General features: G+C 68.0%; 22 protein-coding genes and 1 pseudogene. 9 read left to right on the top strand and 14 right to left on the bottom strand.

The window, feature by feature from the left end; all coding sequences use genetic code 11:
• Positions 1-56: 56 nt before the first annotated feature.
• Positions 57-203: pseudogene (locus ACZ5PB_RS39275) on the top strand (IS5 family transposase); the annotation flags it as partial.
• Between the two features lie 309 nt (positions 204-512).
• On the opposite strand, the gene ACZ5PB_RS39270 reads toward ACZ5PB_RS39275, so the two are convergent.
• Complete coding sequence (locus ACZ5PB_RS39270) at positions 513-1,046, bottom strand: SMI1/KNR4 family protein (protein WP_468698057.1); 534 nt, start codon at positions 1,044-1,046, stop codon at positions 513-515.
• 252 nt (positions 1,047-1,298) lie between these two features.
• Here ACZ5PB_RS39270 and ACZ5PB_RS39265 point away from each other — a divergent pair, with 252 nt between their 5' ends.
• Together ACZ5PB_RS39265 and ACZ5PB_RS39260 are read left to right on the top strand one after the other, a co-directional pair.
• A complete protein-coding gene (locus ACZ5PB_RS39265; protein ID WP_468698056.1) occupies positions 1,299-1,856 on the top strand; it encodes a hypothetical protein in 558 nt (185 codons plus the stop codon).
• Between the two features lie 970 nt (positions 1,857-2,826).
• Positions 2,827-3,000 (top strand): hypothetical protein, encoded by a 174-nt coding sequence (locus ACZ5PB_RS39260; RefSeq protein WP_468698054.1) that lies wholly within the window; start codon positions 2,827-2,829, stop codon positions 2,998-3,000.
• A 425-nt stretch (positions 3,001-3,425) separates the two neighbouring features.
• Here ACZ5PB_RS39260 and galE read toward each other — a convergent pair whose 3' ends face one another.
• From galE to ACZ5PB_RS39215, 9 genes are all read right to left on the bottom strand, one after another.
• Positions 3,426-4,421: a UDP-glucose 4-epimerase GalE gene (galE, locus tag ACZ5PB_RS39255; RefSeq protein WP_468698053.1), complete on the bottom strand. Its 996-nt coding sequence runs from the start codon at positions 4,419-4,421 to the stop codon at positions 3,426-3,428.
• Complete coding sequence (locus ACZ5PB_RS39250) at positions 4,418-5,389, bottom strand: SUMF1/EgtB/PvdO family nonheme iron enzyme (RefSeq protein ID WP_468698051.1); 972 nt, start codon at positions 5,387-5,389, stop codon at positions 4,418-4,420. Before ACZ5PB_RS39250 ends, galE begins: the two co-directional genes overlap by 4 nt.
• Positions 5,386-6,219, bottom strand: coding sequence for an SDR family oxidoreductase (locus ACZ5PB_RS39245; protein WP_468698050.1), 834 nt, complete (start codon positions 6,217-6,219; stop codon positions 5,386-5,388). Before ACZ5PB_RS39245 ends, ACZ5PB_RS39250 begins: the two co-directional genes overlap by 4 nt.
• Before the next feature lie 40 nt (positions 6,220-6,259).
• Positions 6,260-6,526: a MoaD/ThiS family protein gene (locus tag ACZ5PB_RS39240; RefSeq protein ID WP_468698048.1), complete on the bottom strand. Its 267-nt coding sequence runs from the start codon at positions 6,524-6,526 to the stop codon at positions 6,260-6,262.
• Between the two features lie 87 nt (positions 6,527-6,613).
• The gene (locus tag ACZ5PB_RS39235) at positions 6,614-7,417 is read right to left on the bottom strand and encodes an SAM-dependent methyltransferase (protein WP_468698047.1); all 804 of its coding nucleotides are present in this window, start codon (positions 7,415-7,417) and stop codon (positions 6,614-6,616) included.
• A gap of 5 nt (positions 7,418-7,422) precedes the next feature.
• Entirely contained in the window at positions 7,423-7,770 is a 348-nt protein-coding gene (locus ACZ5PB_RS39230) for a hypothetical protein (RefSeq protein ID WP_468698045.1), read from the bottom strand.
• Positions 7,770-7,937: a hypothetical protein gene (locus tag ACZ5PB_RS39225; protein WP_468698043.1), complete on the bottom strand. Its 168-nt coding sequence runs from the start codon at positions 7,935-7,937 to the stop codon at positions 7,770-7,772. Before ACZ5PB_RS39225 ends, ACZ5PB_RS39230 begins: the two co-directional genes overlap by 1 nt.
• Positions 7,938-8,118: 181 nt before the next feature.
• Positions 8,119-8,586 carry a hypothetical protein gene (locus ACZ5PB_RS39220; RefSeq protein WP_468698042.1) on the bottom strand — a complete coding sequence of 156 codons (468 nt, stop codon included), beginning with the start codon at positions 8,584-8,586 and terminating at the stop codon, positions 8,119-8,121.
• Positions 8,583-9,092: an ATP-binding protein gene (locus ACZ5PB_RS39215; RefSeq protein ID WP_468698041.1), complete on the bottom strand. Its 510-nt coding sequence runs from the start codon at positions 9,090-9,092 to the stop codon at positions 8,583-8,585. The genes ACZ5PB_RS39220 and ACZ5PB_RS39215 overlap by 4 nt, the downstream gene beginning before the upstream one ends.
• A gap of 278 nt (positions 9,093-9,370) precedes the next feature.
• On the opposite strand from ACZ5PB_RS39215, the gene ACZ5PB_RS39210 reads away from it, so the two are divergent.
• Positions 9,371-10,693: a DNA-binding protein gene (locus ACZ5PB_RS39210; RefSeq protein WP_468698039.1), complete on the top strand. Its 1,323-nt coding sequence runs from the start codon at positions 9,371-9,373 to the stop codon at positions 10,691-10,693.
• Between the two features lie 2 nt (positions 10,694-10,695).
• Here ACZ5PB_RS39210 and ACZ5PB_RS39205 read toward each other — a convergent pair whose 3' ends face one another.
• Positions 10,696-11,709: an NAD-dependent epimerase/dehydratase family protein gene (locus tag ACZ5PB_RS39205; protein ID WP_468698037.1), complete on the bottom strand. Its 1,014-nt coding sequence runs from the start codon at positions 11,707-11,709 to the stop codon at positions 10,696-10,698.
• 1,011 nt (positions 11,710-12,720) lie between these two features.
• On the opposite strand from ACZ5PB_RS39205, the gene ACZ5PB_RS39200 reads away from it, so the two are divergent.
• Both ACZ5PB_RS39200 and ACZ5PB_RS39195 read left to right on the top strand, forming a co-directional pair.
• Positions 12,721-12,915, top strand: coding sequence for a hypothetical protein (locus tag ACZ5PB_RS39200; protein WP_468698035.1), 195 nt, complete (start codon positions 12,721-12,723; stop codon positions 12,913-12,915).
• Positions 12,916-13,360: 445 nt separating this feature from the next.
• Positions 13,361-13,909 (top strand): hypothetical protein, encoded by a 549-nt coding sequence (locus tag ACZ5PB_RS39195; RefSeq protein WP_468698034.1) that lies wholly within the window; start codon positions 13,361-13,363, stop codon positions 13,907-13,909.
• A gap of 75 nt (positions 13,910-13,984) precedes the next feature.
• Here ACZ5PB_RS39195 and ACZ5PB_RS39190 read toward each other — a convergent pair whose 3' ends face one another.
• From ACZ5PB_RS39190 to ACZ5PB_RS39180, 3 genes are all read right to left on the bottom strand, one after another.
• A complete protein-coding gene (locus ACZ5PB_RS39190; RefSeq protein WP_468698032.1) occupies positions 13,985-14,236 on the bottom strand; it encodes a DUF6207 family protein in 252 nt (83 codons plus the stop codon).
• 579 nt (positions 14,237-14,815) lie between these two features.
• Complete coding sequence (locus ACZ5PB_RS39185; RefSeq protein WP_468698030.1) at positions 14,816-15,886, bottom strand: hypothetical protein; 1,071 nt, start codon at positions 15,884-15,886, stop codon at positions 14,816-14,818.
• Between the two features lie 321 nt (positions 15,887-16,207).
• On the bottom strand, positions 16,208-16,891 hold the full coding sequence (locus ACZ5PB_RS39180; protein ID WP_468698029.1) for an HNH endonuclease family protein: 684 nt from the start codon (positions 16,889-16,891) through the stop codon (positions 16,208-16,210).
• Positions 16,892-17,500: 609 nt separating this feature from the next.
• Between ACZ5PB_RS39180 and ACZ5PB_RS39175 the strand changes: the two genes are divergently transcribed.
• The 3 genes from ACZ5PB_RS39175 (at position 17,501) to ACZ5PB_RS39165 (ending at position 20,726) form a co-directional block, all read left to right on the top strand.
• Entirely contained in the window at positions 17,501-18,385 is an 885-nt protein-coding gene (locus tag ACZ5PB_RS39175) for a NucA/NucB deoxyribonuclease domain-containing protein (RefSeq protein ID WP_468698027.1), read from the top strand.
• Positions 18,386-18,459: 74 nt separating this feature from the next.
• Positions 18,460-19,041 (top strand): hypothetical protein, encoded by a 582-nt coding sequence (locus ACZ5PB_RS39170; protein ID WP_468698025.1) that lies wholly within the window; start codon positions 18,460-18,462, stop codon positions 19,039-19,041.
• A gap of 1,208 nt (positions 19,042-20,249) precedes the next feature.
• A complete protein-coding gene (locus tag ACZ5PB_RS39165) occupies positions 20,250-20,726 on the top strand; it encodes a hypothetical protein (RefSeq protein ID WP_468698024.1) in 477 nt (158 codons plus the stop codon).
• Positions 20,727-20,741: the final 15 nt, after the last annotated feature.

The raw sequence follows: 20,741 nt of genomic DNA, 5'->3' as shown, positions 1-20,741 counted from the left end.
CCAATTGCGGACCTACACTCCGAGTCCGGAGCCATGGCCGCCGTCGACAACGGTTCATGCACCACCGCCGCCTCGCCCGCGACTGCGAGACCCGCCCCCACCGGTCCGAGGCGATGATCAAGCTGGCGATGGTCGACCTCATAAGCCGCCGCCTCACAAGGGAATCCACCCTGAATTGGCGCGACCCCAGGTCAGCAGTGTGATCCTTCGCCGTCCTGGCCCCGCAGAGCGGTGAAACGCTGATCCAGCAGGTCCACGCACTCATGGATCCCCGGCCTCGGCGCGCTTACGCGCTCACGCATCACTGCGATGGCCTGCACGTTGCAACCAGCAGCAACGAGACGGTCCACCTCCCGCTGATCCTCAGTCGAAAGGCGTCCCCACACGGAGTCGTTCACCCCATCATTGAACAGCCTCCGGGCTGACTCTCAACATGCAGGTCACACGCGGCATTACCAAACACCCCCGCCAGGCCAAAACGCTCTTTTTAGCTGGGCCTCACTGGCGGTTTGCTATACGGGACCGAGCTGACGGAACTCGTGCGTATCGCGAGGGTACCGAGATGACAGGATGCTCGATTTCAGCTCTCCGTCAAGGGAAGCGGCGAGGAACTGTGTGCAGGAGACGGGGAAGTGTTCCCACCGCTCACCGCGCGCCTCGTTCACCATCACAGTCCACAGGTCCGGTTCGCGACCGGGGCGAATGAGCCAGTAAAGGCATTCGCCGTTGTCCGTGGTCGCCCAGAGGATGACTCGGGATCCCTCGGTCTTCAGTTCCTCCGGTTTTTCCTCGACTTCCCAGAGATCTTCGAGGATTTCGGCTTGATCCTCTGCCGATGCGAGGAGGTCGTAGTACTCATTGGGACAGTCAGGCTCCAGGACGTACAGGTAGTCTTCCCACCTGCTGCCTCCGTATATCTGAATGAACTCCTTGTAGTCGGAGGGCAGTTCCACTCCGAGCCTGCGTTCGACCATGCTCCAGTCCTTCTGACGAGGTTCGCTCGGCGCTGGGATGATTTCGAGCAGACGCGTGAGTGCACTGGTCATTGCGGGGTCCTCTTTCCTGGACTGAAATGTGTTCGAGCGGGGGAAACGTCAGTCGCGCGGGCTGCTCTGATCAGAGCGCCGGTGCTGACCGGCTGCCGAGGTCCCGTTCCGCCGTACTGCTCCCCCGCCTCGTCCGTGCACGGCCCCGCGTCCCCGATCCCACAGACCGTATTCCCCGGACCGAAGCCATGCCCGCGCGCTACCGTACGGACAACCGCGCCCTCCCGTCGCGGCAGGGAAAGGAGACGCCCTGTGCCACCAGCGTGGGATCCGGCGGATGCTCCGGTCGGCAACATCGGTGCTGCGCTCCTGATGGTCGACGCGCGAATCAAGGAAATCCACGAGCCCAGTCCTCAGGGCGCAGACGCAGACGAACGCCGGGAGCTGGACAGGATTTTCGTCGCGTCCGCGGACGCCACAGGGCTGCAGGAACTGCTCGACGGCACCTGCACCTTGCTCTACATGTTCATGCAATGGCTGCGCCACACGCACGAACAGGACGACAAGGACGTCATCGAGTACGTCGTCCCCCACTTGGTGACCACACTGCGCAGGATGCCCAGGATCATCCGGCCGCAGGCCATTCCCACCATGGCAGCCCTGATCATCGCGGCGGGCACCGATCTGAGCCCCAATGGGTGGCGCAGCCAGTACGGAGACTGGACCCCCGAGGAGATGAACGCCCTCGAAGCCACGGTGTTCCTGATCGCCGAACACATCAACCGCATCGCCGGCGACCACGGCTTCGCCGTCCGGATGATCGCCGAAACCCTGAGCCGGGCCGAGAACGACGAGGACTGGCCCCGGTGATGTGACGCCTCGGACTCCTCACCGGCCTGCTCACTGGTGTCTACGACCCTAAGGGAAGGGCCCGATGCTGTTCGCCGCGCTGACCGTCGCCGCCGAAGGCCGCAGCACGCAAGGGCAACTACGGTAATCGACCGAGGGTCATCGAAGACGACATACTCGCGCTCAGGGACAAGGGCGTCCCGCTGCCGGAGATCGCCAAGAAGCCGGTCATCAAGACGCAAGGACGCCGGCGAGAAGCCGTCGGTGGCCGCCGTGAACCACGCGCTCGCCGATGCAGAGGAGGGCACCGCCGTCACTGCGGCGGCCGGCGGCCTTCCACTGTGGCCCAAGCCCGCGCAAATCCTGCGGCCCGAAAGTCCACTCAGCCCCGAGGACATCGAGCTGCGTGCGCCTGGTCGCCCAGCGCGCCCACCTGACCGCCGCCGAACGCCCGGAAGGGTGCCATCTGCGAGGGAGTTCTGGTCGGATGGGGACGGGCAACTCGCGCCCATGCCATCCGCTTTGGGTGCGGATCCTCTGATGGGGAACGGCCGGTAGATCGGTGCTGATATGGGTGTGTTCGGCTGAGTCCCCCTCTACCGTGGGTGGTGGAGGAAGCGATCCTTATGGGCTCGTTGTTCGAGGAGTTGGAGGCCCGGGAGGCGACTGCCCGGGTACGGGTGGACGAACTTGAAGAGCAACTGGCTGAAATGGCACGCCTGTTAGAAAAGGCTCGGGAGAATCTGGATCGGTTACGGATCGCTCGGGAGACGGTGTCCGAGGTGATGGCCGAGACGTCGGCGAGTGCATCCGCGGCGGCAGACGCAAAGCCGGAAGCCGTCAGGTCAGACGAGTCCGAGGAGGCTTCAGCGTACGCCGGAGCCGAGCGGCACATGGTAGGCGCGTTGTCGGTGCCCCACTGGCGGCCGGGAATGGACACGAGTGCACTCCCGAAGGTATATCGGGACATCGTGGAGGTGATCCGGGGCCGGTGCGGGCCAAGCAGACCGCGCCGAGGATCGGGCTGCCCCCCGAGGTGGGGAAGATCGACGGGACCCGGGGAAAGCTGAAGCGGCTGGTCGCCCGAGGCTGGCTGACCGAGGGCGATCCGGGCCTGTTCTCTCAGGCCCATTACAAGGCGGAGATGGAGCCCACCTCCCCGTGAAGGAGGGGCTCTTCTCCCTAGAGCCGAAGGTGCCAACCAAATCGACGCTCGCCGAGAAGAGCCCCGGCATGCGTGAAAGCCGGGGGTACGGCGGGTGACCTCGTGCAGGATCTCCTCGCGTTAACTTCCAGCGCACCTGCCCGGGGAGTCGACGGGGAAGACCCAGGCGGCCCTGTCTCGTACTGGCCGGTGTCCGGGTTGAGGAGCGCCTCACCGGCGCGCATATTGCGCACGGTGTCGGTCAGGATCTTCCGGTTGATCAGGTCGCTGACTGCTCCCAGGGACAGCACCTGCGTGGGGGTGCTCATGGTCAGAGATGAGCCCTTATGTCCGGCAAGTTGCCCGACACGAAAGTCTGTTACCACGTGGCGTGGCGGCCCTCAGTTTGGGAGGAGCTGAGGGCCGCCGCGTGAGGAGAGTCCTGGTTACTGGGGTCCGATGACGGTGTCGCGCTTCTCAGCCCACCGCAGGGAGTCGCGGATGCCGTCTTCGACGGTGAGCGCGGGCGTCCAGCCCAGGAGGTCGTGGGCGAGGCTGCTGCGCGTGTACGCGCCAGCCGAGTCGCCGGGCCGGGGGCCGGTTTCAGCGACTTTGAGTGTCTGACCGGTCGCTTTCTCGAAGGCGGCCACCAGTTCGCGGACGGTGGTGCCGTTGCCGGTGCCGAGGTTAACCACCCGGTAGGGGGTCGCGTCGGTGACGGTGTCGAACCGTCGGAGGGCGGCCACATGCGCCTGGGCCAGGTCCCAGACGTGGACGTAGTCGCGGACGCCGGAACCGTCACGGGTCGGCCAGTGCGTTCCGGTGATCTGAAAGGTGCCGCCGCTGTGGTGGGTGTCGATCATCGCGCCGAGGGCGTGGCTGGGCCTGCGGATCTGGAGGCCGGTGCGCAGTTGCGGGTCGGCGCCGATGGGGTTGAAGTAGCGCAGCGAGATCACGTTCATGGTGCCGGCGGCGGCGACGTCGGCGAGGACCGATTCGAAGACGGCCTTGGTGTTGGCGTACGGGCTGAGGGGCTCGATCGGGGAGTCCTCGGCGACCTGGCCGTCCTCAGCGGCGCGGTAGATCGACGCGGAGGAGGAGAACACGAGGCGGGTGCATTTGTTACGTGCGAGGTGCTGGAGGAACGCGATGCCCTTGGCGACGTTCTCCCCGTAGTAGCCAAGCGGGTTGGCTACGGAGTCCGGGACGACGATGAGGGCTGCGGCATGTACCACGGCGTCGATGTCGGGGTGCTCGGCGAAGATGCGGTCGATGAGGACGCCGTCTCGGATGTCGCCTTGGTAGGAGGTGCGACCCTTGGTGAACTCCACCCGGCCTGTCGCGTAGTTGTCGAGGATGACGGTGTCGATGCCGTCGTCGGAGCAGGCGGAGGCGATGGTGGAGCCGATGAACCCGGCGCCGCCTGCGATGAGAACCTTCATGAGGGTGTCCTTTGCCTGTGGTTGGGGGTGAGTTGTGCCACGGTGTGGCAGGTGGCGGGCTGGCCCGACAGGCGGGCACTGTAGCCGTGCTGCCGGCCGCCCTCGGTTGCGGCATGAGGGGGGCCGGCGCAGCGGAAGCCGATGGCGAAGCTGCTGTGCTCGGGGTCGGCGGCGAACCGTTCGGCGCTGCGGGTCTGCCAGCGGAAGTTCATCCAGCCACCGCCCCGCAGCACCCAGTAGTGGCCTGCGATTTTCGAGTACAGGGGCCCGTAGTCGCGGTTCGGGTCGTAGGGCTGGTAGACGCTGCCAGTCCACTCCATGACGTTGCCGGACAAGTCGCCGACCCCAAAGGGAGAGTCACCCGAAGGGAGACTCCCCACCGGTGTCGTGCCCGGAAGCGGCCGGGCGGTCCGGACCGTGTGCCACCAGGTCCGCCATGCTGCCCCGTCACTGATCTCCCTGCCGTCGGCGGACTCGGCGGACGTGCAGCGGGAGGCGTCCCACTCGTCACCCCAGGGCCACATGCGGTCGCTCTCAGGGCCGCGGGCCGCGTACTCCCACTCGGTCTCGGTGGGCAGCCGCAGCCCGGCCCACCGGGCGTAGGCGTCCGCGTCCGGCCAGGCAATGTGCACCACCGGGTGGGCAGGTCTGTCGGCGGAGGCGTCCTGGCCGATCGCAAGCGGGTCGCGCCAGTACGCACCGCGGCGAGGTTCCCAGAACTCGGCACCGTAGACGGCGCCGTAGCCCAGCCGCTCAGCAAGTGTCCGATAGCCCGTGCCTGCGACGAACTGGGTGAACTGTGCGTTGGTGACGGGGTGTGGGTCGATGGCGAAGGCGTCGACATGCACGCGGGCGGTCGGGGCTTCGTCGGCGAACCATTCCCGGGGCAGGTGTTGGGCAACGCCAATGGTGTCGAGCACTCCGTCGGCCGTCCCCCGGACCAGGTCACCGGCCGGGATATCGATCATGCCGTCGTGCACTGTGGGCTCCTGCCTGCCAGGTAGGCGGCCAGGGCTTCCTCCACCGGGCGCATCGCCACCCCGCACGTCCTCGTCAGGTCCGACCCGAGGAGGCGCGGCTTCGCGGGACCCTCCACCGTCTCAAAGGCCTGCTCAGGCCGTCCCTGGTGATGCAGCACGGAGGCGGCCAGGTCCGCCGGGGACATGTCGCCGTCGTTGACCAGGTGGAAGATGCCCGGGGATCGGAGTTCGATCAGGGTGAGGATGGCGTCGGCAACGTCCGGGGCGTAGGCCGCGTTGATGGGTGCGCCCTTGGTCATCCGCAGCGAGGATCCCCCTGCCAGGACTCGTCCCACGAGACCGGCCGGGGCGCCGTCCGCCCGGTCGCCGAACAGCGTCGCCGTACGGACCACGAGGCTCCGTTCGGCGTTGATGGTACGCACGTAGCCCTCGGCTGCCACCTTGGACACGGCGAGCACACCGGACGTACTGTCCGGCGTCTCCCACTCGTTGCGGAGCCGTGCAGCCGGCCGGAAGACGATGTTGCCGCTGAGCTGCACACACCACGCCTTCACCGTGCGCGCGGCCAGGGCACAGTTCCGTGCCCCCAGCACGGTGACCCGCCGTACGTCATCATCCGACGTCACGGCCGCCCGGGGCGCCACCGCCGCGTTCACCACCGCATCCGGCAGGAACGCTGACACCGCTTCAACTACCTGATGCGCGACGGTGATGTCGCACTGCCGCCGGGACAGCCCGATGATCTCGACCCCCGAACGACCGGCGGCACAGAGCGCGTGGCCGAGGAGCCCGGCCCCGCCGAAAACGAGAATGCGCATACTGATCCTTTCCAGAGCCCACGCACGGAGCGTGCGGGGGTCAGCCACCGGCCACGGCAGGAACGACCATCACGTCGGCACCGTCGCCCACCACCGTGTCCAGGCCCGCGGTGTGGCGTACGTCCTCGTCTCCGAGGAACACCACCGACCACGGCGCCAACTCCTCCCCGTGGAACAGGCGCCGCTCCACCTGCGGAGCCTCGGCCACCACATTGCGCAACACCTCACCCACCGTGCGACCCTCCACCCGCAGTACGGTTCGGCCCCCGGTGTACGGCGCCCACGCGCCCGGAACAGTGACAGTCACCACATTCGTCTCCTTGTCGGTCCAGTCCCACCAGAGACACCCGGTCAGGTAGCGCAGTTGCCGTTCGCGCCAGTCGGCGCACCGGCTCTAGAGGGGCTTGCGGGCTATCCCCGCGAACGCGCCGACGTGAATAGCCGGGTGCGCGCGGTACTTGCTGCCGGAATGCCACAGGTGCGGGGCGGTCAGGCCGGGGCCGAGGTGGACGAAGTCACCGAACAGGGCAGCCACCTGCCGCTCCGAGCGGGGGCGGACGTGGAGGTGGTGCAGCTTGTAGGTGTTCACGACGGCGTCGATGGTGCCGGGATGCCAGTGGCCGGTGAAGTGGGTGATCGACAGCACGCTCCCGGCCGGCATCCACTCCCTCAAGGTTCCGACGAGCCGGTTGACGGCGTCATCGTCCGTGATCCACGGCAGTACGTCGTGGAGACCGACGGCGACCGGCTCCCTGAGGTCGATGGCCTCGACCACCTCGGGCGAGTTCAGGACGCTCTCCATGTCCCGCAGATCAGCCTGCACCGCGTACAGATGGGGCCCCTCCACCAGCACAGTGCGGGCATGCGCGTGGACGCACCAGTCGTGGTCGACGTACACCACACGGCACCCCTTGGCGATCTCGTGGGTGTTCTCGCCCCACCGGACGGGATAGCCGCAGCCCAGATCCAGGAACTGACGGACACCCGCCACCACAGCGACGGCCACGGCCCGTTGGGCGAAGTCCCGGTTGACGAGAGCCGCCGTGCGCAGCCACGGGGCGACGTGGGCGAGGGAATCGACGGCGGCGCGGTCCGATGCCATGCTCTGGATGCCGTTGAGCATCCAGTCGTAGAGGCGAGCGCCGTTCGCCGTCTCGATCCACCGCCGCTGGTCGTCGTGGGTGCCGGCTCCCGTCACACCGGTCACTGCACGGCCTCGGGCGGGGGTGTCGTCGGGTGGGTGCGTGCGTAGGCGAGGTAGTGCAGGCGGGTGCCGAAGGAGCGGCACCAGTGTGCTGTCGCCGACGCTTCCCTGTTGTGCTCCAGGAGCCCGTCGCAGTGGCAGCACGCCGCGAGCAACCGTCCCTGCCAGGCCCTCGGGACACGGGTGTCGACCTCCGTGGCCAAGGCCGCGTACGCATCCCGCAATCCCCGGGCGAGTTCGTCGAGCTCGGCACCCGTGTGCGGGTAGTCGAAAACGTGCGTGGCCCGGTTGATGAGGACGTGGATGTGCTCGGTATCGATCTCCGGCGGTGCGGTGACAGTGGTCATCAGTCCTGCTCCGTAGTAGGGGGGAAGCCGTCGGGGGCGCCGTCGAACAGGCCGAACGGGCGTGGGGCGGGTGCTCGTCGCTGCGAGCAGGTCTCGCCCCAGGTCAGGAGCGCGACCCCCGCGAGCCCGACAACGACCGCGATCAGGGCGGGAGTCGAGAAGGGCACGAGGGGGCTCCTGGGTGGGGTGCGGGGCCCTCCGGCTGGGGCACCAAAACCGGAAGGCCCCGCGGGTTTCCCCGCCGGGCTCACCACCACGGCGGGGGCGCTGCCGCTCCCCGCACGTCGAGAGAGCAGCAGGGGTAGGGGTTCCGTACCGGCACCACGGGGGAAGTGCCGGTACGGAAGGTCAGAGGGCGGGGCTACTGCCGTCGGACGCGGCAGCGGGCAGCCACCGGCGCTGCGCGGTGAGGACCTCGGTCAGGGTCCGCACGTGTCCGGCCAGGTGCTGGGCGTGCTGGAGAGCGGCGCCGTGGTGGCGCCTGATCCGGGCCCGGTCGGCGTACCGGTCGTCGTATGCCTCGACGGTCGTCTGCCACTGCTCGATGAGCGTGCGGCCTCGGGTGGCGGCGTCTTGGCAGCGGGCGCGGAGCGGAGGAGGGAGGGTGCTGTCGTCGATCTCCACACGCAGGGCCCCGTACGCGGCCTCCATGTCCGCGACGGCCTGGAAGAGGATGTCGCGGTCCGGGAAGATCCGCACACCCAGCACCGACTGGTACAGGGCGCGGATCTTCACCACGTCGACGGGCTCCCGCTCCCCCTGCGATGGGCCGTCCGATTCGGCCGGTGCAGGCATCGGTTTCCTGAGGGAACTCATCGGTCTCCCTCCTTCGCATCGACCGCCGCGAACTCCGCCCGCCGCACCGCCATCAGCGCCCACACCGACTTCCGGCACTCCCCCAGGGGCAGCCACCCCCAGTCGCTGCTGAGCGCGTGCACCAGGTGCAGGCCCCGCCCGCCCTCGCTATCCCCCGTACTCCGTACGAGCGCGGGCGGCTGGGTGCTCCCGTCGCGGACCTCCACCAGGAGCAGCCCGTCACCGTAGGTGAGCACCAACTCCACCCGGGCACCGGCGGTGTGCCTGATCGCGTTCGTCATCAGCTCCGACACCACGTAGAGGGTGTCGTCGATGGCCCGCGGAATCCTCCACGCCGCGAGGGCGTTCCCGGCACGGTCCCGGGCCTTCTTTACGGCAGCAGGGTCGGCGGCGAAGTCGGCAACGAGCTGGCCGTACACGCTGACCCGGGGTCGTGGGCGCGGTTCCTGGTCGAGGACGCGGTCCCCCTCCGTGCCGGGCGCTCTGGCACTCGCAGCTCTGGTCATTCTGAGATCCCTCCACGTCGCTGGCCCAGTTCCAGAGCCAGACCCACCGGGATTCCGGTGCGGGTTGATGGCGAAATGGTGGGCTCACAGCAGGGGTCCTCAACATCGCGCGACGGGTGCCCTCTGCGACTCTTCCCAGCGACAGAAGTGCCGTCGGGGTAGCGTCGAAGTGTCTTGTGCCATACAGGTGTTGCGCGAAGGTCAGGATCGAGGTCCCCTCCGTAGAGGGAGCCGCGAACCTCGACGGCCGTCACACTCACATCGGGCCGGAGGCCGCCATGGGAGATATGCCTAAGACCCTCCTCAAAGTCCTCGTCGAGCAGCGCCAGTGGACCTACCGCGTATTCGAGGAGCGGTTCAACACCGCAGCGGCACGCCTCATCGAACGGCGGCCGCCGACTGTCAGCGAAACGCAGTTCAGGCGCTGGACCGCAGGCAAGCTCAAGGGCCTTCCGTCTGCTGACACCTGCCGTGTCCTGAAGGACATGTTCGGCGTCGAAGCCGCCGCCCTGTTCGCTCCCGCTCCCAAGGTTGACGCCCTAGTTCCGCAGTTCCACCTGGAAGACGAGATCAACATGACTGCACGGGAATCCCAGTCCTCTGCCAGCGAAGCCGCCGCCGCGTCCGTGTCGGACACCACGCTCGACCAGCTGCGCGACGACACCGACCGCCTCGCCCAGACTTACGGCAGCCGCTCGGCCTACGAGGTCTTCACCGAGGCTCGCACCCTGCGTGAGGAGGCCGACCGACACCGTGACCGCACTCATGTCCCGGCCCAGGAACAGGAGTTGCTGCTCGTCGCGGGGAAGGCTTGTGCGCTGTTGTCCACCGCCGCCTTCGATCTCGGGGCGCTCGACGCGGCGAAGCGCCTCGCCCGCTCCGCCGATCTTTATGGAGAGACGGCCCGCTTCGCCCCTCTCCGCGCGTTCGCCGCCGGGTCTCTCGCCTACGTTGCTTACCACTGCGGCCAGCCGACCGACGCCGCACTGCTCGCCCAGCGAGGCCAGCTGTACCAGGGTGTGGGGGAAGTGGGACGACGACGCCTTGCCTCCATCGAAGCCCGCGCACACGGGCACCGAGGCGACGTCACCGCAGCCCAGCGGGCGCTCCGCATCGTGATTGAAGATGCCACCGACAGCCGAGACACCCTGCACGACGACGTGGGCGGCGAGTTCGGCTTCTCCCCGGAGCGCACCGCCATGTCGACCGGCTCCACCTGCCTGCTGATCGGCGAAGGCGACCAGGCGGAGCGTGCCGCCCATCAGGCCCTGGAACTGGTCTCAGAACAGCCCCCGCAGCAGCGTTCCGTGACCATCGCCGGCAAGGCCTCCGCCGACCTGGCAACCGCACGACTCCAGAACGGGGACCTCGACGGCGCCCTCGAAGCCCTGCAGGGGCTGTGGGACATTCCCACCGAGCAGCGGGTGACCGGCCTCCTGGTACGGGCGGACCTCGTACGCCGCACCCTCACCAGCACCCGCTTCCGCGAAGCCCCGTTGGCCCGGGAACTCCAAGAGCGCATCGAGGACTTCACCCGCATGTCTGCGCAACGACAGCTTGGTGGCCCCCAGTTGCACCACCCTGCGCCCTTGGAGGCGTGACCTCATAGCGAGGCTAGGAGCTGCGCCTCCTTCTGCGGGTCAATTCCGTGATCTGCCCACCTCGGATGGGTCACGGGCCGCTCGCCTCCCGACAGCCACTCCCACGTGTCCCGCACAGTCTCAGCAAGCGGCCGGCACGTGAACCCCGCCGCGACTGCCTTCGACGGATCGACCGACCACACCCCCTTCGCGGTCCTCCACAACGGCAGCTCTGTCCACTGACGGACACCAGCCTTCGCCAGCGCCTCAGGTGAAGCCCACACCAACTCGCCTTCGCCTCCGGTGGCGGCCTGGCACTCCCGGACGAAGCCCTCGAAGGTGATCCCCTCAGGGTGTGCCAGGTTGTACGAGCCCCCACCGGACGCGGCGGCCTGGTCGAGGGCGAAGGCTGCAACATCGCGGACGTCCACCGGCTGAATGAGCTGCTCGGCCGGAGACGGCACGACGATGCGCCCACCGCGTTCCGCACGCTTCAGCCACCACGGCAGACGGCCCACGTACTCGCCTGGGCCGAGAATGACGCCGGGCCGCAGCAGCACCGCACCCTCCCCAACCGCGTCCACAACAGCCCTCTCCCCACCCGCCTTCTGGAACCCATATCGCGTCGGCGAACCGTCCTCACCGGTGTGCCCGTACGATTCGTCCGCGTCAGCCGGGCACGCAAGGACTTCGGACCCCTCGGTAAGCGGGTGGTGTGGCCAGCCCACGTACACCGACACGGTCGAGATGTGCACCCAGCGCGGTGCCTGCGCGGCAAGCCCCCGAGCTGCGATCTGCACGACCCGGGGAGCGAACTCCGAGCTCGACGTGTCGATCACCGCATCCCACGGGCCGTGGTTGGCCAGCCCCGCGAGATCGCGCACGTCCGTACGGTCGCCGTGAACTGCCTCCACGCCAGGCACGTCCCGGCCAGACTTACCGCGGTTGAACGTGGTCACCGCCCACCCACGCCCCAACGCGCCTTCGGCCACATACCGGCCCAGGAACCACGTCCCGCCCATCACCAGGATTCTCATGCCCCGATCCTGCCCCGCAGCGTGCCGCCCTCGCAGACCGGGACACGAATCCGGCCAGAGATCACACGGCCACATCCGGGTGCGGCCCGCACGTCCGCCGACATCTCGGGTGGGAGAACGGCCCCTCCGCCGCTTCCTCGATCTCCCGCAGTGTTCAGAGCCACCTCTCTCCGGGCTGCGGCGCGGGCGGTTCGGTTACCACTGGTAAGCCATCCGCTCCGCCTCCTGCGACCGGCGCAGGAAGTCGCCGTACGAGTCGGTGCAAGGCGCCTGGAGGGCGTCGGTGTGCGGCAGCGTCCACACGATTGCTTCAACGTTGCTCAGCGGCCCCGCCTACGGACGTCTCGCGATGGGCCCACTTGGAGTGGCGCCCCCTATGGCGGTCCGCGGTGGCCCCGCCGGTGAACTGCCGAGATACGCCGAGTGGGCCCGACGCAGGTCGTCTTCGAACATCCGAGTGGATCCAAGCGGAGGCGTTGGAATGTGGGACCGCTGAACAACGTCGAGGCCAACACGAACCGCTCCCCCGCACCCCATGCCCGCGTGGCCTGGGCGCCGCCCTGCTCGCACAGGTGCAGCAACTGCCGCCGTACGAACGCGACCGCCTCGTACGGCACCCGGTCACCTCCGCCGGCGAGCCGGAACGAGCGGCACCGCCACCAGGGCAGGGCGCACTCTCCTCACCAACCTTCACGTCACCGGGCGCCGTCAGCAGGTCCAGCCCGGCCATCTGCCGCTCCGGGCCTACCAAGTTCGCCGAGTGGTCCAGGGCCACCGCACCCGCACTGACACCCGCAGCGGATCCGTGAGGAGCTTCGCCCGCCGCTCGGCCAGCACCCTCGGTAACCTGCCGGGCGCTGTGCAGGCGTACGTACCGGGCTTCGAGGTAGGTGACGCCGGTGGTCGGCCCGCGCTGCGCAAGTAGCCAGGCCCGTACGGCTTCGTCCACGGCGTTCTCCGTTTCACGTCAGTGCCGCCCAGGCCGTTGATTGCTCTGCGTAGGGTGCACGCATGGCTGAGCAAGAGGGTGAAGGCAGACTGTCCGACGCCGAATTCGACCAGTTCATGCGGTACCTGGACCGTTTCGTCGATCACGACATGGACCTCTTTGAACAGTGGGAGGTCGGGAACCCCAAGTACCCCGCGTACGTGCTCATCGCCCGCACGCCCCTGGACGAGCTGGAGTACCGACGACGTCCGTCGTGAAGGCCCCACCGTCACAAGCGGGACCTTCACGGCCGCACATCCGGTGTCGGCCTCCGTGGTCGGATTCCGGCGCGCCTTCTCCTGAGTGTCGCTGTCGGATCCTGGGCGTCGCTGTCGGGCTCCCCCGCGTCGAGGTTGGTGATCGGCTCCGACAGATGATGCCGGGGGGGCGTCCTCGCGCAGGAACTCCGGGTTCGTGCCACCGGAGAGGTCCAGGGCCTCGGCCGTGCCACAAAAGTGCGCCTGAGCCCAATTCCGGCGCTCCGGCGGCAGCATGCTGCTCGGACCCGCCCCGACCTGTGCCGGTGCCGGTGCCGGTCGGGGCCTTCGCTTCCATGAGCCCTGCGCGTGGTTGGCCGGTTCTGGATCGTGGGGCACGGGCCGGTTTCCGTAGGCTCAGCGGTGCGGGGCTCCGCATGTCTCTCAAGTAGCCGTGGAGGTTGGCGTGCTGTACGCATTCGCCTTCGACCGGGTGGGCGTCGTGGTCAGCGACCTCTACTTCCTCAACCCGAATCCCACGCAAGGACAGGAGTCCCCCGAGCGCGGCGTACGGCTGGAACTGAGGGTCTTCGAGAGTGGCGAGCTGCCTGGCTCCATCTACGCCGCACGCCCCATCACGATCGGCCGCCCGCTGTGGCGAGTGGACCTCCTCCAAGACGCAGACGCCCCACCGAACACCTTCGACCGCACCCACCACCACCCCGACTTCGCCGGGTGGGACCCCGGGCCGCGAACCTTCGTCAAGGAACTGTCCGACGAGCCGCTGCCCTGGCTTGCCGACAAGCTCAGTCACTTCCCCGCCCTGCTGAGAGAGACGGGCATCTCCCACGACGCGATCTCGGCAGCGGACGCGGACAGCCTCCGCACTGCCGCTCCGGAGATCGTGGACACCGTCCGTCGGCTACTGGACCGGGTGTGGGCGGGCGAACTCGGCCACCCTCGGGACGGAAGCGAAACCGGCACGGCGACCAGCATTCGGGCCAGCTGGCTCTAGGCTGGGCTCCGAGGCCGAGCCGGACTCGCCGATGATCGCGTGGGGCGGCGGCAGCCCACGCGTCGACGAGGCCGCCTAGTAGACGTCTTCGGCCGGTCGGGGGACGAGGTCAGCCCATACCCGTGCCCGCACCCCGTCTTCCCCCGCTGTCCTCCACACCTTCGATACCCCCGGTGACGTCCACAGGGCGGCGATCGCCTCGGCGGCCACGCGCACCGTGTCCTCATCGGCGGCCGTGACCTCGACGTGGACGAGACCAGGTGACGGCAACGCGTTCATGATCTGTTCGTTGGTCAGCATGACCGCCTCGACGCCCCTCGTGTGCACCGAGGTTCCCCATCTCGGCGTACACCACCCTTGGGAGCGAACCTTCACCGCTCCGGCCGTGTCTCCTCGCCCGGGTCCTCGTCACCCTCCGCGCCAGGCGGCCATCCAGGCTTGCGGATGAGGGAGCCGCCAGGCCGCGGGACCGGCTTCCGGCAGACCCAGGTGAGCGCGGGCTTCAGCAGCGTCGGCGAGGCGGGCGGCGGCGTCGAAGACCCGCGGCTGGATGCGCTGGATCTCCTTGGAACGTCCTCTCGGGTATCCCGCGTCCATGAACATTTGCACGGCGGTCTCCAGGGGCATCGCCCCCGCCGTGACGACTTTGACGACTTCCTCCAGAATGGCGGCCCGGTCGGTCGCGGTGTGCGGGCCGACGCCCTACATCCGGAAGGACCCGGTCCTTCTTCTTCCCGCCGTGGCAACCAACAGCGGCCACCTCCCTCTCCTCGGTAGCGGAGATCATCAACACCGAGGGAGGGCTGAGATATTTGCGCCTCGCCGACATGCGTGTGAACGAGGCGTTCTCCGAGACAGATACCGCACGCCGGCCCGTTCCCGCACCGACCCCGGCGGCAGCAGCGGTCAGCCTGCCGTGCGGAGTTCACTTGGCTCGTAGCGCAGTTGAAAGGTCTGCGCGTGCGCCCCGTCCATCCAGTACAGCGTCATCATCGACAGCATGCCCTGCTTCACATAGCGGGTGCGCGCGGGTATGCCTTCGTCCTGCTGGACAATCCAAGTCTCCACTCGCTTGGGCAGCCCGAATCTCAACGCGTATGCATCAGGATTCTTGGCCGGGCGCAGTTCCCAAAGGGCATGAGAGGCGGCCTGGCTGATGCGGCGCAGCCTTACCGAATGCGTGGGGTCATTTTTCGCATAGTTCACGAAGCCGTACAGGTCATCGGATGCCAGCCCCAAAACGAACGGCGCTGCGGGAAAGGCCAGGACAAGGCCCAGCTTTGACCGGCTCTGCAACGCGCCCACCAGCACATCGAGTGCTGCGCGGAATGCATCGGGCAGGTGCACATCGCCAGCGTACATATTCAGCAGCGGGCCACGGAGGTACGCACGCATCTGATGCATTCTCGGCCGCTCGGCCGCGGGCGTGACCTCAAGTGCCGTGTTCAGGTTTTCGGCCGCGTCCATGACGAGGTGCCGCAGGACGGTGAAATCCGGCCCGGACAGATCGATCAGGGAGATCTGATGGGCCAACGCGTAGTCCTGCGCGTCCAAGGTGAAGCCCGATGTGGAAAAGATGGCGTAGTTGTACCGATACCGCGTCCTTGGCCGACCGGCGCCCGCCGTACTGAGCGTGGTGATCTCGCCTTCGTTCACGTCGTGGATCACACCGTGCCCGTTGCGCACAGTGGGCAGGCCGACTGGCTTGGCCAGATACTTCGCCTCGACGAACAGGCGCACCGGCAGCGAGAACGGCGGAACGTACCGGAACTGTCCCAGCGCGTCGACCTGGTGCCAGGCGCCACGGCCACGGACAACCAGCCCCTTCGGGCTCTCCTTGAGCACCTTCCACTTCTCCTGGACGGCGTCGTCGTCGGCTGCCGTGAGGACTTCGAAACCACTGGACCGCAACATCCAGGCCAGCACCTCCTCCAGGAGGTAGCCGCGCAGTTGCTCCTTGCGTATCTTTCCTGCCACGCCGATGATCCTATGCACGGCCCAAATCCTCACTTCAGGCCGCTGGCCGACTGGCTGGTACCCACGGGCAACGCAGCACAGCGCAGGCTCTGGGTATCGCCCACGTCAGCCGCCACCACAAGCCGTAGCAGAATGCCTGTTCAGGGGCCCTGCATGCTTCTGTCCGGCTGGGGGTGGCGGCCCCCACAGGAACGCCACAACCTCCAGGCTCGCCTGTTGCAGCTTCACCACCGACTTTGCGTGCTCCCAGGGCCTTTGGTGCGCCGCGGGGCCCGTTCCCGGGCCAGCAGGCCGTACCGCCTGGCGCGCGATACTGCTACGTCAGATCTGTTCGGTGTCCGGGGGTGCGGGCGAATAGGTGAGCGTCTGCTGCCCGCACCCCTGGGCGAGGCCGGACAGTGCGGCGATCTCTCTCTTGTCGGCGGTCAGGTTCCAACGAAGCTTGGTGGCAACCCAGTCGGCGGCGTAGGTACAGCGAGCATCGGCCAGCGGCGGCAGCCACTCAGCGGGGTCCTGGTCGGCTTTCGACCGGTTGCTGCGTGCGGTGACCGCGAGCAGGGAAGCCTCCGCATCGAGGTCGTTGGCGTAGGCCCTCCGCTGCCGGGCGCTCCACTGCGAAGCCCCGCTGTCCCACGATTCTGCGAGCGGCACCATGTGGTCGATGTCGATCTTGGATGGGTCGGTGACCGTCTCCCCGTCGTACCAGGAGATCCAGCTCCCCGACAAGACCTTGCAGCGGGGTCCTAGTTCGGCGGGGGTACGCGATTCGGTGATCAGGACCTCGGACCTCGTCGAGCACTGGTTCTTGTCGGCATCGATCCAGTGCCGGAAAGCGGTCCGCTGGTAGCCGTCACGTGCTTCCGCCGCGAGCGGCAGACGCCCGACCGCGTCGGCCAGGGGCAGCGTGACCGAGGCTCCGGCGGCCTGGGCAGGAGCGGCGGGGAGCAGGGGCAGCAGGGCGAGCGCGACACTGGCAAGAGCGCGGCGGGAAACGAGTGCGGACATGATGCCTGCATAGCGGCTCCGGCACCCTCAACTGCGCGCAAGCACACGGCGGTCACCCGAACGGCGGGAACTGTCATACCGGCCGGTGAGAACGCACCGCCACGGGCTGCACCACCCGGGGCCGCTCCCCGCATCCGCCTGTGCAGCCCCGCACGCCGCGGTGAGCACAGTGCCGACCCAGCGGACGTGCCTCTGTGGACTTGGGCAGCAGGGTTCTGCAGCTCGCGCCGATTCATTCCGGGCCGCCCGTTCCCTCCGTTGGCTCCCGCTCGTTGGCGATCACGCCATACCTGGGCCGGACAGCTGTCGGCTGCTTCGCAGGCAGGCACAGAGATCACATGTCCTTGTCTCCGCCGTCACCTGAGTCGCCTGTGCCGCGGTCGTTATGACCGCGGGGAGGGGGCCTGGGTGCGGAGCTGTTGAGAGTGAGCAGGAATGATGCCGATGCGATCCCACAGGCGGTTGGTCACCGTGTTCGGGCTGATGGGAGTCTGTGGCGGGTTGACGGCGGGGACCGGGGCGGGAAGTCCCGTCGCCGGGCGGGCGGTGCAGCCGGCCGTGCTGAGTTCGGTTGCTCAAGCGGTGGAACCGGGGGCCGATCAGGCCGGTGTGTCAGAGCTCGTGGCGCAGTGCGAGGTGGGCAAGGCGCATGTGCGGCGGTTCGACTTGTGCGTGGTCAACCGGGTGACGGTCACCGCGTTCGACAACAAGAAGCCGGTCGGGAACGCCACGTTCACCATCGGGCGGCACATGACCCTGCAGCCCAAGAGCCTCAAGTGGGCGGAGACCGTCTCGGTCTCCAAGGCAGTGATCGTGGGCAAGGCGGGCGGTGTAGCGGTCGCCCTGGCGGTGGCCCCGGGCAGCGGGGTAAAGGCGGGCAGTACATTCCCCCAGGGCAAGAAGCTCGGCGCGTCCGCGTTCTCCGGCAAAGTCCACTACACCGCCGCGGTCGCCAAGGGCAAGAAGCTCAGCAGCACGGTCAACTACCACTGGACGTTCACCAAGCCGGGATACAGCTTCAGCAAACTGAAGCTGTCCTCCTTCGCCTTCCGGTGCGACGACACGTTCTACTCCCGTCCCAACCCCGCACGCCGCACCCTGTCGCCAGGGTGCGCGTGGACACAGGCACCGGCCATCCTGGACATGTCCGGCCTCCCCGAGATCGCGGCCGGCATCCGGCAGGTCCAGGCCCGCGGCCAGCACTACGGACGGATCGGCTCACCCCGCCCCCTGCACCGCCAGGACGACTCCCTCAAGCAGACCAGCAACCGCAACGCGGTCTGCCCGCGCACTGCCGTCCCCCCGGCCCCCGGTCTCTCCTGCGACGAGTACCCCTTCGCGAGCACCAAGGAGGGCGGACTCGCCCTCGCGAAGGAGGACCGCGGAACCCGCTGGGTTCCGGCAAGCGAGCAGAACCAGCAGGGCGGGAAACTGACCACCTTCTACAAGCAGTACCGCGTCCTGGTGAACGACCCCTTCTTCGTCCGCGCCTGACAGCCCCACCCCCGGCCAGCCTCCGGCAGCCGGGACCGCCCGCTCCCCTCCCCTGCCCCAGGAGCACCGCCGCGATGGCACCCACGGAAGTTGCCCTCACCGTCGAGTACGGACAGTTCCTCATCCTCGACACCAACGCCACCCCCGACGAAGACGACCCGGTCAACGGGGCCTTCACCAACGGGCTGGCCGGAGTAGCCGCGGGTGGGCGCTGTGCGACGGTGCTGACCGGCACCGACTTCGGCACCGTCCCCGCCACCCTGGAAACCACCGGCGCCGCACCTCCCCTGCCCGCCTCCGGCTGGCAGGACGTTGTCGAGATCAGCATGTTCCTGCCCGACTGGGGACCTCTGCTGCTGTCGCCGGACACCGGCGAAGGGTGCGAGTTCCCCCTCGTCGACCACAGCTCCCCGCCGGCCGCCCTGGACACGCTGAGCGGCCAGGAATGGGAGGCAGCCAACGCCGCCCTGTCCCGCTGGTGGCGGCTGCGCATCCACGCCCACGGGCGCGACACCGCCCGCACCACCGAACCGCAGGAGCGGTACCTGATCCAGGCATGGCCCGCACCGCCCGCACCGCCCGCAGCCCTGAAGCTCACCGACGCACACGGCGCCCGGCTGCGCATCGAGAACGGACGCACCTCCGCAGACGGATGACGACGCGCGTCCCCGCCGTGTTGGGCTCAGCACCATGGCCACACCATCGACCGATGCGTGGTCGATATCATCGGGCACCGCCACCGCCCAAGCCGGCGATATCCCCGGGAGACGCACCGTCTCGTGCCCCAGGAACCAGCTCCCTGTGCGTGATCTCTGCGGGCCGCCCTGGTCGCCCTGAACCGACCAAGGAGTTCGCCTCCCGGACGGTCCTCCCTCCCACCGATGGCTCGGGAGCTTGGCGTTGCCACGGCCCTTGGACAGATGCACGTCTGCTGGCGGTACAAGGCCTCACCCGCATCTGACCCGCGGGAATGCGCTGAGTCACCCAATGTGAAACCGGGTTGGTCCGCACCTGGTCCGGATCTTGGTCTGCCTGGGGCCAGTTGCTGGGCAGGGTGCTCCGTTCGTGAGAGGCGGGGAAGCCTGGCCCTCGGTCCCACCTGGCACAGATCGTAGATCGCGTCCTACAGGGTCCAGGGTGGTTTATGTGGGGCGCATATGGCCAGGTCAGCCCGTTCTGTCCAGGGGTGTCGCCCCTGTTGGTGATACGGCTTGTGAGAGGAAGTACTCCCTCGCGTGAGACGTGACGAACCCCCGTCGGCTCTCCTCTCCGAGCAGATCCGGGATGTGGACGTGCCTTGGCCCGGCTCGCGAACCGGATGCCCCGCAACTCCTCGACATGGCGGAAGCCGGTCCGATGCAGCCGTCACTCTGCTGATCACGGCGGGGGACAACAAGGAGGGCAAGACCCGAAGCGAAAGCATCAAGTGCCTCAACCGCTACGTGCTCCGGAAAGTCGACCACCTGGACAGGCAGCTGCGATCAGGACCCGGCTCATAAGGGCAGCTGTGAAAGCGCGTGAGACGTGGAGGAGCCCCCCGGTAGGGCAGTCCCGGCAGGGTTCCGTCTGTAGAGGCAGGTCGTGCTGTGCGGTGTTCGACGCGGCTCTGGGGGCCTCCAGAGGGGCCGGTATCGACATGCCGCGCCGTGCTGTTCTGGTCGGCCCTACCGGAGACGGAGCAGGACTCCGTCCGTGTGGACTGCCACGAAGCCCCACCGGTACCCGCCCGAAAGGGTGGGTACCGCACCCTCGACGGAGATCGCTACGGTTCTCGAAGTCGGAGCGGCCCTCGGAAGGGGCAACGACAACCGCGGCTGCGTCCATCGTCTGCTTCTCGCGCTGCACGCTGCCTTGGCAATCCTCCATGACCACCGAATATTACGAAGGAGACCTGGTGAAACGATCGGCTCTCTTAGGTCTGCGCTCCGCCGCTGTGGCCTTTGCCGCATCGGCGTGCCTCATCGGAGGCGCCACGTTCGCCCAGGCGGACCCGGCCGGGGGCCGAGCCGTCCCGGGAAGTGGGCACGAGTACCGCGGTTCCGCGGCCGACAGGTGCCTGGATTTCCCGGTACGTGCGTATGAACTGAGCTCCTCGGTCGGGCCGTTCGACTGCAAGAGCGGAATGAACCAGAAGCTCGCCCCCACCGAGGTGAGCACGTTCACCGGCAGCGGGATGGGAACGTCGCCGTCGCAGGCAGTGGCCGGCGCCGCCCGGATGGCCTACGCGATCTCCCAAGGGGCCGGCTGGCAGGCGAACCAGTGCTACGTCCGCGCCACCGATGTCAGGGCGGTCGGCGGTGGCGTGTACTCCGCGGTCGCCAGTCTGTTTTGCCAACGCTGAATCACACCAACCTCC

The organism is Streptomyces sp. NPDC032721 (genome assembly GCF_055579625.1).
Note: the sequence above shows the minus strand (reverse complement) of the source record. Positions and strands in the feature narration are given on the sequence as shown.

What these genes read in the sequence shown, in the direction of transcription:
- ACZ5PB_RS39270 (WP_468698057.1), bottom strand. Translation starts at nt 1,046, where the DNA reads ATGACCAGTGCACTCACGCGTCTGCTCGAAATCATCCCAGCGCCGAGC.
- galE (WP_468698053.1), bottom strand. Translation starts at nt 4,421, where the DNA reads ATGAAGGTTCTCATCGCAGGCGGCGCCGGGTTCATCGGCTCCACCATC.
- ACZ5PB_RS39250 (WP_468698051.1), bottom strand. Translation starts at nt 5,389, where the DNA reads ATGATCGATATCCCGGCCGGTGACCTGGTCCGGGGGACGGCCGACGGA.
- ACZ5PB_RS39245 (WP_468698050.1), bottom strand. Translation starts at nt 6,219, where the DNA reads ATGCGCATTCTCGTTTTCGGCGGGGCCGGGCTCCTCGGCCACGCGCTC.
- ACZ5PB_RS39230 (WP_468698045.1), bottom strand. Translation starts at nt 7,770, where the DNA reads ATGACCACTGTCACCGCACCGCCGGAGATCGATACCGAGCACATCCAC.
- ACZ5PB_RS39220 (WP_468698042.1), bottom strand. Translation starts at nt 8,586, where the DNA reads ATGAGTTCCCTCAGGAAACCGATGCCTGCACCGGCCGAATCGGACGGC.
- ACZ5PB_RS39215 (WP_468698041.1), bottom strand. Translation starts at nt 9,092, where the DNA reads ATGACCAGAGCTGCGAGTGCCAGAGCGCCCGGCACGGAGGGGGACCGC.
- ACZ5PB_RS39210 (WP_468698039.1), top strand. Translation starts at nt 9,371, where the DNA reads ATGGGAGATATGCCTAAGACCCTCCTCAAAGTCCTCGTCGAGCAGCGC.
- ACZ5PB_RS39205 (WP_468698037.1), bottom strand. Translation starts at nt 11,709, where the DNA reads ATGAGAATCCTGGTGATGGGCGGGACGTGGTTCCTGGGCCGGTATGTG.
- ACZ5PB_RS39200 (WP_468698035.1), top strand. Translation starts at nt 12,721, where the DNA reads ATGGCTGAGCAAGAGGGTGAAGGCAGACTGTCCGACGCCGAATTCGAC.
- ACZ5PB_RS39180 (WP_468698029.1), bottom strand. Translation starts at nt 16,891, where the DNA reads ATGTCCGCACTCGTTTCCCGCCGCGCTCTTGCCAGTGTCGCGCTCGCC.
- ACZ5PB_RS39170 (WP_468698025.1), top strand. Translation starts at nt 18,460, where the DNA reads ATGGCACCCACGGAAGTTGCCCTCACCGTCGAGTACGGACAGTTCCTC.
- ACZ5PB_RS39165 (WP_468698024.1), top strand. Translation starts at nt 20,250, where the DNA reads ATGACCACCGAATATTACGAAGGAGACCTGGTGAAACGATCGGCTCTC.